Annotated in this window: 11 protein-coding genes and 1 riboswitch; of the genes, 6 read left to right on the plus strand and 5 right to left on the minus strand. The window is 66.4% G+C overall.

Features of this window, described 5'->3' with window-relative positions:
- Positions 1–3: 3 nt before the first annotated feature.
- Positions 4–174: a hypothetical protein gene (locus tag K7I12_RS04220; protein WP_331460572.1), complete on the plus strand. Its 171-nt coding sequence runs from the start codon at positions 4–6 to the stop codon at positions 172–174.
- Between the two features lie 197 nt (positions 175–371).
- Entirely contained in the window at positions 372–608 is a 237-nt protein-coding gene (locus tag K7I12_RS04225; RefSeq protein WP_231663112.1) for an XRE family transcriptional regulator, read from the plus strand.
- 50 nt (positions 609–658) lie between these two features.
- Here the strand turns inward: K7I12_RS04225 and ilvD are convergent, their stop codons facing one another.
- Positions 659–2350, minus strand: coding sequence for a dihydroxy-acid dehydratase (gene ilvD, locus K7I12_RS04230; RefSeq protein WP_231663113.1), 1692 nt, complete (start codon positions 2348–2350; stop codon positions 659–661).
- A gap of 148 nt (positions 2351–2498) precedes the next feature.
- Positions 2499–3896: a sodium:solute symporter family transporter gene (locus K7I12_RS04235; protein ID WP_231663115.1), complete on the minus strand. Its 1398-nt coding sequence runs from the start codon at positions 3894–3896 to the stop codon at positions 2499–2501.
- A riboswitch (TPP riboswitch) is annotated at positions 3886–4003 on the minus strand. It overlaps the preceding gene by 11 nt.
- A 197-nt stretch (positions 4004–4200) precedes the next feature.
- Between K7I12_RS04235 and K7I12_RS04240 the strand changes: the two genes are divergently transcribed.
- The gene (locus tag K7I12_RS04240; RefSeq protein ID WP_031382575.1) at positions 4201–4878 is read left to right on the plus strand and encodes a hypothetical protein; all 678 of its coding nucleotides are present in this window, start codon (positions 4201–4203) and stop codon (positions 4876–4878) included.
- An 80-nt stretch (positions 4879–4958) separates the two neighbouring features.
- On the opposite strand, the gene K7I12_RS04245 is transcribed toward K7I12_RS04240, so the two are convergent.
- Together K7I12_RS04245 and K7I12_RS04250 are read right to left on the minus strand one after the other, a co-directional pair.
- Positions 4959–6458 (minus strand): CoA-acylating methylmalonate-semialdehyde dehydrogenase, encoded by a 1500-nt coding sequence (locus K7I12_RS04245; protein ID WP_231663116.1) that lies wholly within the window; start codon positions 6456–6458, stop codon positions 4959–4961.
- Positions 6459–6567: 109 nt separating this feature from the next.
- Positions 6568–8070 (minus strand): protein adenylyltransferase SelO, encoded by a 1503-nt coding sequence (locus K7I12_RS04250; protein WP_031382573.1) that lies wholly within the window; start codon positions 8068–8070, stop codon positions 6568–6570.
- Positions 8071–8273: 203 nt separating this feature from the next.
- Between K7I12_RS04250 and K7I12_RS04255 the strand changes: the two genes are divergently transcribed.
- Positions 8274–9644, plus strand: coding sequence for an AlkA N-terminal domain-containing protein (locus tag K7I12_RS04255; protein ID WP_231663117.1), 1371 nt, complete (start codon positions 8274–8276; stop codon positions 9642–9644).
- A 1-nt stretch (position 9645) separates the two neighbouring features.
- On the plus strand, positions 9646–10161 hold the full coding sequence (locus K7I12_RS04260; RefSeq protein WP_231663118.1) for a methylated-DNA--[protein]-cysteine S-methyltransferase: 516 nt from the start codon (positions 9646–9648) through the stop codon (positions 10159–10161).
- A gap of 403 nt (positions 10162–10564) precedes the next feature.
- On the opposite strand, the gene K7I12_RS04265 is transcribed toward K7I12_RS04260, so the two are convergent.
- Positions 10565–11320, minus strand: coding sequence for a FadR/GntR family transcriptional regulator (locus K7I12_RS04265; RefSeq protein ID WP_231663120.1), 756 nt, complete (start codon positions 11318–11320; stop codon positions 10565–10567).
- Between the two features lie 257 nt (positions 11321–11577).
- On the opposite strand from K7I12_RS04265, the gene K7I12_RS04270 reads away from it, so the two are divergent.
- Positions 11578–12313: IS1380 family transposase (locus K7I12_RS04270; protein ID WP_442908016.1), on the plus strand; the 736-nt coding region annotated here is incomplete at its 3' end.

The raw sequence follows: 12313 nt of genomic DNA on the forward strand, positions 1-12313 counted from the left end.
CCGTTGCACGGCGCAACGCCGTGCAACGGTATTCCCCTGCCGAACGCCCGCCGCGAGCCGGCCCTGGCCGATCGCGATATCGCCAACGCGGTGATGTACGCCATCAGCCAGCCCCAACACATCGACGTCAACGAGATCCTGGTGCGCCCCACGCCGCCACGCGACGAGATTTGACGCCTCGCGACGGTAGCGGCCGATGCGCGGCAAGATGCCCCTGAAAAAGCTTGAATTTGCACTGGTCGCGCGGGAAAAAATTGCGCATGCTTGAGGGGTCCGATTGTCACTTCTGGAGCCTCATGGACGCGGTACGACAAACCGGCAACTGTGCCTCACGCGCACAGTGCCGCAAACGGGACTTCGATGTTCGAGACATGGAACATCGCACCCGTCTGATGCGCATAGTCACTCGCCGCATCGCCCTTTCAGAACTCGGCAACCGTGAAATCGCCCGGCGCGCCGGCATCCCCTCTCAGCGCATCAGCGACCTGCTCGCCGGTCGTCTGGAGCATTTCTCCGCCGACGACCTCCAGGCGATCCGCGATCGGGTGGAAAGCGTCGTCGACGACGGCGAGTCAACCCCGAGCGTAGCCACGGCCACGCCACCCTGAGGAGCCTGTGTCGGGCTGGGCGCTGACCCGTTGTGGATCGCGGCCATCGGCTACTCCGGCAGGTCCGTCACCGCTCCAAGCGATGCCGAACTCACGGTGCGCGCATACTTGGCCAGCACCCCGCGCCGATAGCGCGGTTCGGGCTGGCGCCAGGCCGCGCGGCGCAGCTCGAACTCGTCGTGACTGAGCGCGACGTTGATGGTGTCGGCCTCGGCATCGATGGTGATCTCGTCACCATCCTCGACCAGCGCGATCGGCCCGCCGTTGAACGCCTCCGGCGAGACGTGGCCGACCACGAAACCGTGGCTGCCGCCGGAAAAGCGGCCATCGGTGATCAACGCCACCCGATCGCCCAGCCCACGCCCCATGATCGCCGAGGTCGGGGTCAGCATCTCGCGCATGCCCGGCCCGCCGCGCGGCCCCTCGTAGCGGATCACCACCACCTCGCCGGCGACCACGCTGCCGTCGTTGATGCGCGCCTGGGCCTCCTCCTCGGAACCGAACACCCGCGCGCGGCCGGTGAAGCGCGTGCCCTCCTTGCCGGTGATCTTGGCCACCGCGCCCTCCGGCGCCAGGTTGCCATGCAGGATGCGCAGATGGCTCTGCGCCTTGATCGGCGCATCGAGCGCCGCGATGATCCGCTGATCGTCCGGGTACGGCGCGACCTCGGCGAGATTCTCGGCCAGCGTCTTGCCGGTCACCGTCAGGCAATCGCCGTGCAGCAGGCCGGCCTCGAGCAGCGTCTTCATCAATGGCTGGATACCGCCGATCGCCACCAGTTCGCTCATCATGTAATGCCCGCTGGGCCGCAGGTCGGCGAGTACCGGCACGCGCCGGCCGATCCGCGTGAAGTCGTCCACCGAAAGCTCGACGCCGATGGCGCTGGCCATCGCCAGCAGATGCAGCACCGCGTTGGTCGAGCCGCCCAGCGCGATGACCACGGTGATGGCGTTCTCGAAGGCATCAGAGGTCATGATGTCGCTGGGCTTGAGGTCACGCGCGAGCAGCGCGAGCACCGCCGCCCCGGCGGCACGGCTGTCGTCGCGCTTGGTGTCGGAGACGGCGTTCTGCGCCGAGGAGTTGGGCAGGCTCATGCCCAGCGCCTCGATCGCCGAGGCCATGGTATTGGCGGTGTACATGCCGCCGCAGGCGCCCGGTCCGGGAATCGCCGTCTCCTCGATCTGCTTGAGCGCGATCAGGTCGATGTCGCCGCGCGAGTGGGCGCCCATCGCCTCGAACACCGAGACGATGTCGGTGTGATTCGCGCCCGGCAGAATGGTCCCGCCGTAGACGAACACGCTGGGCCGGTCGAGCCGCGCCAGGCCGATCAGACAGCCCGGCATGTTCTTGTCGCAGCCGCCGATCGCCACCAGCCCGTCGAAGCCCTCGCAACCGGCCACCGTCTCGATCGAGTCGGCAATCACCTCGCGCGAGACCAGCGAATACTTCATGCCTTCGGTACCGTTGGCGATGCCGTCCGAGATGGTGATGGTATTGAACACCACGCCCTTGCCGCCGGCCTCGTCGGCTCCCGCCCGGGCCTGCTCGGCGAGTTCGTCGATATGACTGTTGCAGGGCGTGACCTGGCTGGCGGTGGAGGCGATGCCCACCTGCGGCTTGCAAAAATCGTCGTCCTCGAAGCCCACCGCACGCAGCATCGCGCGGCTGGCCGACTTGCCAGGGCCGTCGACCACCGGGCTCGAATAGCGACGACGCGGGTCGGCGTGGGGTTCATCACTCATCACGGCTACTCCCTGAACTGGTCACGTGGGCGGGTCTGTTGCGAGGCTGCATAACAGCCTAGCCGACTCAGTCTGAAAGCGCGGCGGCCCGCTTGCAAACTGCCTCCGGTCGCGGAGTGGCACAGCGGGCAGCCAGCGAGCCAGCCGATCACTGGGCCGACAGCGCCCTCACCGGCCGCAGCCATGCCACCGCCACGCTCACCACCGCCGACGCCGTCAGCGCGCCGAGGAATGGCGCCAGCGTTGGCGCGCCGCCTGGGAAGCTCGCCGCCAGCAGACCGCCTGCCAGGCTGCCCTGGGCGATCCAGCCCGGCAGCACCGCGCCGCTCAGCCCGGCCAGCCCACCGGCCACCGCCGCAGCGGTGCTCATCCGCGACCAGAGCCCCAACAGCACCGGCACCACCGCCGTGGCGCATAACAGATCGGCGATCAGAAACAGCCGCAGCACCGACACGCCCTGCAGCGCCACCAGCATTGCCGGCACCATCAACGCCAGGGTGATCCAGCGCGCCCCGCTCAGCGACAGCCCGCGTCGGTCGAGGCTGTCACCCTCGCCGACCAGTAGCGAGGCGATGCCATTCTGCAGCGTATCGACACTCGAGGCGACCAGCGTCACCGCCAGCACCAGCGCCAGCAGGCTCAGCCAGCCCGGCGCGCCGTTCAGCAGGGCGAAGAACGGCATCGGCGGCTCGCCGAGCCGGGCGCCGCTCAGCGCCGCGAGGATTCCCAACCCGCCGACGACGGCGACCACCACTACCGTCGTCACGGCGCCGAGTACGGCGCCGCGTCCCAGCGCCCGGGAATCGCGGGCGGCCCAGACGCGCTGCCAGTAACCCTGGTGGAACAGGTTGGCCGCGGTCACCGCGATCACCAGCGTCAGCGCCACGCCCAGCGCATCGCCGAACGCGACGTCGGGCAGTGCGGCCGAGGCCGGCAACGCGGGCATTCGCGCCAGCGCCACCCCGCCGACGACCAGCAGCAGCGCGCTCAGCAACAGCGCCTGCCAGCGGTCGGTGACCAGACTCGCGCGCAGCCCGCCCCAGGCGGTATAGGCCAGCGTGGTCACCGCCACGGCGACGATCGCCACGCTGCCCGACAGCGGCGAGAGCAATTCGGTGATCCCGCCGATGGCGCTCAACTCGGCGGCCAGGAAGCAGGCCATGTAGAGTACCGAGATCAGCGCCACGTAGCGGCGTACGCCACTGCCGAACCGCGCCGCGGCGAACTCGCCGATGCTGCGCCCCTCGGGCAGGCGACGGCGGATCGCCGGGCCGCACAATGCCAGCACGAGAAACGGCAGCGCCGAGCCGATGGCGTAGCCGGCCAGCGCCACCGGGCCGACGAAGGCCCCCACTTCCGGCGGGGCGAAGAGAATCCACGCGCCCATTCCCGAGGCCAGGAACGACAGCCCTAATGTGGTAGCCGGCTGCGAATTGCGCGCGGTCATGTAGTCGTCGAGCGCGTCCCCCGCGCGGCTCGCGCGCAGTCCCAGGATGGCAAACAACAGCAACGCCGCAGCGAGCGCGGCCAGGGTCGCGTAAAGCATGTCGCACTTCCTCCGCCGGTATGAACCGGATCAGGTTCCAGGGTCAGCGCTTTCGTAAAGCCGCACTCTCAGCCCGCCCTGTGGACAGGACTCCCCTGGCGACAGTGAATGTAGGTGTGTCGATTAAAGATTAACGCCGCAGCGCCGATAACCCAAGTTATGGCAAATTGTCGTAACCTCGGATGTGCCGGGCATAGCGTCCGGCCTGGCGGTGCTGCATGAACCGCCGGCTCAACGTATCATTCGACGGTCTGAAACGATGACACAACAACGAAGAATAACGCAGACATAGGGTCCAAGCGCCATGCCTTATCACGAAGCCAACGAGCATGCCCCCGGCCGGCTGCATGCGCTTTTCGCCGATCCCTACCAGGCGTTCGGCAATCACGTTCATGCACGCTGGGACCACCTGCCGGTCGCTCTGCACGCTCTGCTCGACCGCCCGCTGGCCGCGGCCGACCTGAAGGTGCGGGTGATCCACGGCTGGGAAAACGGCAACTTCCAGCTCGGCGAACTCAATCATAGCGATCATGCCCTGCGTAACCTCGCCGACCTGCGCCACGTCGAGGCCCGCTATCGCCAGGCGCGACGCGACGGCCAGGCGCTGCCCTGCGACGACCGCTCGCTGCTCGAAAGGCCGCTGGACGACGCGATCGCCCAGGCCGAGCAGGCCGGCCAGGCGATAGACGAGCTGACTCGCAGCACCCCGGCGCGCTGGCCCGCGTTCGACCAGGGGCTGCTTCTCTATACCTTCTTCAAGATCTATCATCGCCTTACCTACGGCGAGGACGACGTCTACCGCTCGATCCGCTGCCTGACGACTTCCGGGCCCTGCGAGGTCCACGAATTCCACCTCGAAGAGGGCGAGTTCGCCATCGTCACGCCCGCCGAGGGCGAGCCGCAGGCCACGACCCTGCTGGTGCTTCACGAAAGCCAGCTCGAGCCGGTCATTCAGTTGCTTCAGAGGTGCCGGATCGTCTAGACGCACTGACTCTTTGTTTCTCTCAACGCAGGACGGCCCCGTCTCCGGCGAGACGAGGCCGCGTTACAGCATGGTACGAATCAGCCCATCGAGATGGTGCTGTTGATTCCCGAGGAGACGTTTTCCGGCTCGAACCAGCGCGCGGTGACGGTCTTGGTCTGGGTCCAGAACTGGATCGCCTGCTTGCCGTTGGGCCCCAGGTCGCCGAGCTTCGAGGCCCGCGAACCGGTGAAGCTGAAATACGCCACCGGCACCGGGATCGGCACGTTGATACCCACCTGGCCGACGTCGATGTCGCTCTCGAAGCGCTTGGCCACCCAGCCGGAGTTGGTGAAGATCGAAGTGCCGTTGCCGTTGGGGTTGGCGTTGATGAACGCAATGGCGTCGTCCAGCGTGTCGACACCGACCACGCACAGCACCGGACCGAAGATCTCCTCGCGATAGATGGCCATGTCGGCGGTCACGTCGCTGAAGAGGGTCGGCCCGACGAAGTTGCCGTCCGGATAGCCGTCGACGCTCAGGCCGCGGCCGTCGAGCTTGAGCGTAGCGCCTTCGGCCTCGCCCTTGCCGATCAGCGCCACCACCCGCTCGCGCGCCGGCGGCGACACCAGCGGGCCCAGGTCGGCGTCGCGCTGGGTGCCGGGGCCGACGGTCATGGCGCGGGACTTGTCGACGATCTCGTCGAGCCACTCGCGCGCTTCGCCGACCAGCACCAGTACCGAGTTGGCCATGCAGCGCTGGCCGGCGGCGCCGAACGCCGAGCCCAGCAGGTTGTTGATCGCCTGGCTGCGATTGGCGTCGGGCATGATCACGCAATGGTTCTTGGCGCCCATCATCGCCTGCACGCGCTTGCCGGCGGCCCCGGCGCGGGCGTGGATCTGTGTGCCGACCGGCGTCGAACCGATGAACGACACGGCCTTGATGTCCGGGTGGTCGCACAACCGGTTGGCGACCTCGGGGCCGCCGTGCACGACGTTGAGCACACCGGGCGGCACACCCGCCTCATGGGCCAGCTCGACCAGCCGCATGGTCGACGACGGGTCCTGCTCGGAAGGCTTCAAGACGAAGGTGTTGCCGGTGGCGATGGCCAGCGGAAACATGAAGCACGGCAGCATGATCGGGAAGTTGAACGCGGTAATCCCCGCGCCCACGCCCAGCGGCTGGTTGAGCGAATAGACGTCGACGTCGCTGGCGGCATTCTCGGCGATTTCGCCGAGCTGCAGCGAGGTGATCGAGCAGGCATGCTCGACCACTTCCAGGCCGCGCCCCACCTCGCCCTCGGCGTCGGGCAGGGTCTTGCCGTGCTCCTCGGTGATCAGCGCCGCCAGCTCGCCGGTGTGTTCGCGGATCAGCGCCTGGAAGGCGAGCATGATGCGCATGCGCTTGGCCAGCGGCACCTTGCGCCAGGTCTTGAAGGCGACCTGGGCGCTGGCCACCGCAAGGTCGACCTCCTCGACGCTGCAGAACGGCACCCGGGCGACGACCTTCTGGGTCGCGGGATCGATCACCTCGCGCCAGTCACCGGACTGCGACGGCACGGGCTTGCCATCGATATAGAGGGCGATATCTCGGACGGACATGCGGGCGGCTCCTGTTGTGATTGTGGCTGTCGCTAACATTCTTGCTATGGCCAGTTTACGCGCACGGCAACCCCGCACAACGCCTGCCCGCGTACGACTTTCGTCCGCCTCAGGTGCCGCAGAAGGTGCGCAGCACCTGCTCGCTGGGCGCGGCGGGCAGCGCGTACTCCTCGCGCCCCGGCTGCTCGTCGAAGGGTCTGGAAAGCACCTCGCGCAGCGTCTCGAAGGGCCCTAAGTCGCCGTCGTCCGCCGCCGTCAGCGCCTCCTGGACGCGGTGATTGCGCGGGATGTACCTGGGATTGGCCGCGCGCATGCGCCGGGCGATCTCGTCGGGCTCGGCCGCCTCGCGCGCCAGCCGCTCGCGCCACCGGGCGAGCCAGGCCTGGATCGGCTCGCTGCGTTCGAACAGCTCGAGCAGTACCGGTTCGGCCTCGGCCGAGGCCGCCACGTCACCGAGTTGCCGGAAAGTCAGGGTGAAGTCCGCGCGCCCCGCCTGCATCGCCTCCAGCAGTGAATCGACGAGCTCGCCGTCGCCCGCCTCCTCGCCGGTCAGGCCGAGCTTGGCGCGCATCACCGCGAGTTTCTCGGCCTCGAAGCGCCCCGGATAGGTCTCGATCACCTGGGTGGCTCTGGCAATGGCCTGCTCCTGGTCCGCGTCGATCAACGGCAACAGCGTCTCGGCCAGCCGCGCCAGGTTCCACTGACCGATGCCCGGCTGGTTGCCGTAGGCGTAGCGCCCGCCCTCGTCGATGGAACTGAACACGGTGCGCGGATCGTAGGCCTCCATGAACGCACAGGGACCGAAATCGAGGGTCTCGCCGGAGACGCTCATGTTGTCGGTGTTCATCACTCCATGGATGAAGCCGACGCCCATCCAGCGGGCGATCAGCGCCGCCTGGCGGGCCTGGACCGCCTCGAGCAGCGCCAAATAGCGCTCGCCCTCGGGACGGTTGAGATGCTCGGTGTCGGCGAGTTCGGGCTGCAGTTGTGGATAGTGGCGCTCGATGACGTGGTCGGCCAGCGCGCGCAGGCCGTCGATATCGCCGCGCCCGGCGAAGTATTGGAACGTGCCGACGCGAATGTGGCTCGCTGCCACGCGGGTCAGGACCGCCCCCGGCTCGGGGATGCGCCGAACCACTCGCTCGCCGGTGGTGACCGCCGCCAGCGCCCGGGTGGTAGGAATAGCCATGGCGTGCATCGCCTCGCTGACCAGGTACTCGCGCAGCACCGGACCAAGCGGCGCGCGCCCATCGCCGCCGCGCGAGAACGGCGTGCGTCCGCCGCCCTTGAGCTGGATGTCGCGCAGCCGCCCCTGGCGGTCGGTGACCTCGCCGAGCAGCACCGCCCGGCCATCGCCCAGACGCGGCACGAAGTTGCCGAACTGATGCCCGGCGTAGGCCATCGCCAGGGGCTCGGCGCCGTCGGGCACGCGATTGCCCGAAAACACCTGGGTGGCCAGCGCCGCGTCGTAGGCGTCCAGGTCGAAGCCCAGCTCCTCGGCCAGCGGGCGGTTGAAGGCCACCAGTTGTGGCGAGGCAACGGGCACGGGAACGAAGCGCTCGTAGAAGTGCGCTGGCAGGCGGACATAGCGCAGGGTGAACGTAGGTAACATCGAGCCTCCAAGTTGCCGATGGATGAAAAGCAGTGGTGTTGTCCTTGAGGATAGGTGATAGCGAGCGACGCACTTTGCAAGGTTTCGATTGCCACCCATGGCAAGGTTCCGGTTGCTATTTACAGTGCCGATTCCGGCGAGTCCTCGGCCACAGACGCGATACACTGGCCGACAGGTTGACCCTTAAAGCCAAGGAGAACGCCGTGCTCGACCCCGAACGCTGTCGCCAAGCGCGCCTGTCGCGGGATGCGCGTTTCGATGGCCAGTTCTTCACCGCGGTCAGAACGACTCGGATCTACTGCCGGCCGATCTGCCCGGCCACGCCGCCGCACGAGCGCAACGTCAGCTATTTCGCGAGCGCGGTGGCGGCGGCCGAGGCGGGCTTTCGCCCCTGCCTGCGCTGTCGGCCGGACAGCGCCCCGGGCTCGCCGGCCTGGAAAGGCGTCGACACTACCCTGGAGCGGGCGCAGCGGCTGATCGATGGCGGCGCCCTGCAGCAGGGTTCGCTCGGTGAGCTGTGCGAGCGGCTGGGGATCGGCGAGCGTTACCTGCGCCGGCTGTTTCACGACCGTTTCGGCGTCTCGCCCAAGACCTACGCTCTCTACCAGCAATGCCTGTTCGCCAAGCAACTACTGCACCAGACCGACCTGCCGGTGACCGAGATCGCCTTCGCCAGCGGCTTTCGCAGCCTGCGTCGCTTCCACGACGCCTTCCGCTCGCGCATGGGCATGAACCCCGGCGAATTACGCCGCCGCGCCGCGACCGGTGGCCGCGGACTGACGCTGCAACTGGCCTATCGCCCACCCTATGCCTGGGAGCGGCTGTGCAACTTCTTAGCCCAGCGCGCGGTCGACGGCCTCGAGTGGGTCGGCGACGATCACTATGGTCGCTGCTTTGCCTGGCAAGGCGCCAAGGGACATTTCACCGCCCGCCACGAGCCGCAGCATCACCGCTTCACGGTGACCCTCGAACTCGATCGGCTGGCGTCGCTCAAGGCGGTGGTCGGCAATATCCGCCGCGTGCTCGATCTCGATGCCGACAGCGCCGCCATCGAGGCCCACCTGGCCCAAACGGCCCCGGGGCTCAAGCTGGTCGAAGGCCTGCGCCTGCCCGGCATCTGGAGCCAGTTCGAGGCCGGCATCAAGGCGATTCTCGGCCAGCAGGTTTCGGTCGCCGCCGCCCGCAGGCTGACCCAGGTATTGGTCGACACGCTGGGTGAGCGTGAGGATGAGGCTGCTAGCGAAGGGCGTCGCCGCTTTCCCGAGCCGGCCGCTATCGCCGCCAGCGACCTGGCCTTTCTCGGTATGCCGGGCGCGCGGCGCGACACGCTGCGCCGTCTGGCCGAATGGCACCTCGCCCACGGCCACGACGAGGACGCCCAGTCCTGGCTGACGCTCAAGGGCGTCGGGCCCTGGACGGTGGATTACGCGCGCATGCGCGGCGCCAGCCATCCCGATATCTGGCTGGGCGGCGACCTGGGCGTGAAGAAGGCGCTCGGCGAGCTCGACGGGGCCGATCCCGCCGCCGCCTCGCCCTGGCGCAGCTATCTGACCTTCCAACTGTGGAACCGCTGACATGTCCCTCGACACTCTTCACTACCTCGACTACCTCGCCACGCCCGCCGGCTCGCCTATCGGCCTGCTGGAGATTCGCGCCAGCGACCAGGGCATCACCCACATCCGCTTCGTCGACGAGGCTGCGCATAGCGCCCGCCCTCATCCACTGATCGAGCGCTGCAAGGCCCAGCTCGCGGAATACTTCCGCGGCGAGCGGCGGGCGTTCTCGCTGCCCCTCGCCCCGCAGGGCACCGAATTCCAGCAGCGCGTCTGGCAACGCCTGCGCGAGGTGCCTTTCGGTGAAACCTGCAGCTACGCGACGATCTCGCGGGGTATCGGCAGCCCCAACAGCCACCGCGCGGTGGGCGCCGCCAACGGCCGCAACCCGCTGGCGATCGTCGTGCCCTGCCATCGCGTGATCGGCAGCAACGGCCAGTTGACCGGCTATGCCGGCGGCCTGCCACGCAAGCAATGGCTGCTGCGGCTCGAGGGTGTGGGTCTCGCCGCCTCGGACGATCTGTTCGCCACGTCGTAAACAGCTGACAGTGTAAGCACCTGACAGTGGCACCGGCTTGAGGGAGAATGCGCCTCAGACGGTAGGGCTTTCCGAGAACAACCTATCGGGAGATCACACCTAGTGGTTTACATAGGACTTCCGACTGTTTTGCCATTACGCAGCGCCAGCCAGCAGCTGCTCTTGAGACCTTGCGGGCAATCTTGTCGTCCCACAGTTGATTGGCTGATCGACGCACACCCAACCCACCATATCGCGCCTGTACTTGGCCACCATATGAAGAGAATCATCGACCACCACTGTGTTGGAGTATTGGGCCTGCACTTCGTGATAGAACGCCGAGCTTATGCCCATGATCTGCTGGTGGTTTACGCGCTGCGAGGGTTCAACCCACGCTTGCTGACGGGTACCGGCGAGCCCTTTACTAAGCGTCGAAGAAAACCCGCAACACATGGTCGAGATGCACTTCCATGGCCCTTCGAGCTTCATCTGGATCACGGTTTTCGATCGCGGTGACTATTCTCAAGTGGTCTTCCTGAGAATGACGCGGCATGTCGGTCTCCATGAACAGGTCCTGTAATCGGCGGAACATGACGCCGTACTGATGCCCCAGAAGATGCTTGATGGTCATGGCATAAGCCGCGTTGCCGGACGCCTCGGCAATGCGGATGTGCATCAATCGGTCGCCCGGCTGATTGCGCCCCCCGAAGCGATTATCCTCGACGTTTCTCTCATAGGAAGCATGAATTGCTGCAAGTTCATCGTCAGTAGCATTTATTGCCGCCAACGCGGCAGTTTCAGGCTCCAGGAAGCGCCTGGCCTGCAGCAATGCAAATGGCGGGATCTCCTGGTCGAGATCTAGTTCAATCTCACTGGCAAATTCCGGATCCAGCGCCCATGGCTCCTTGCGCCGCGCCGCACTCATCACCGAAGACTCGACCTTTGTCGATCTTGGCAGCACCAGGACACCATGGCCGACCCTGACTTCGACCTGGCCCACTACCTCCAGAGCAATCAGAGCCTCCCTCACCGAGGCCCGGCTGACGCCCAGCTTCTGGGCCAGATCCCGTTCCGGGGGCAACAAACTGCCGGGCGGAAATTCACCTTGTTGGATCAATACCAGTAACTGATCGGCAATCTGACGATAGAGCCGCTGTGAACGAATGGATTGGATCGGCATTCACGCATCTCCTGGCGTTGACGCATCAGACATAAGTTGTAAAGACGGGTAATTCATCGGGACCGCCAAAGCCCTCTTAGACGTTTGGATATTTGCGAACGGATGCATTATAGGCCAATACTTGGCCCAAAGGTCAGGCCTTTAGACATTAAAACCAATAACACGGCTAGCCCGGATATTTCATCAGACATGAAAAAAGCGGCTGAAAATCGGTTATAATTCAAGCTCCTACACAAGAATCAACCGCATCAACCGCCATGACGAAATGTACCATGCCGACCGCCTCGTTTCCACGCTGTAAAGGCCGCCAGGTCACCGCCGGTTTCGACGGCGGTGAGATCACCTCCGATGGCGGTGTCCTGCTGCTTCGCCAGCTCGATCGCGAGATGGGCCTGACCCGATCCATCGCCCGTCGTCTGGATGACGCCCGGGCCGCTCGCCGTTGCCAGCACCGGGCGGAGACCATGCTCCGGCAGCGCGTGTTCGGCCTGGCACTGGGCTACGAAGACCTCAACGATCATCATGCCCTGCGCCGCGACATCGCCCTCCAGACCGCGGTCGATACCGATGGCGTGCTGGCCAGCCAGTCGACGCTGTGTCGCTTCGAGCAGCAGGCCAGTCGCCAGTGGGCGGTGGCCATCCAGGAGGAGATCGTCGAGCAGTTCATCCGCTCCTTCCGCCGACCACCGACGAAGCGCTTGATTCTCGACTTCGACGCCACCGACGACCCGGTGCACGGCGAGCAGCTTGGCCGGCATTTCTCCGGCTTCTACGACGGGTATTGTTTCCTCCCCCTCTACGTCTTCTGTGGCCAGCAGTTGCTGGTCAGCTACCTGCGCCCGGCCTATCGCGACGCCGCCCACCATGCCGGTGCCATCCTGGCCCTGCTGGTGCGGCGCCTGCGCCAGGCCTGGCCCGAGGTGAAGCTCGTCTTCCGTGGTGACAGTGGCTTCTGCCGACCGCTGATTCTCGATTGGTGCGAGCGCCATGGCG

Origin of the sequence: Halomonas sp. IOP_31, from assembly GCF_021151495.1 — a bacterium.
GTDB lineage: Bacteria > Pseudomonadota > Gammaproteobacteria > Pseudomonadales > Halomonadaceae > Modicisalibacter > Modicisalibacter zincidurans.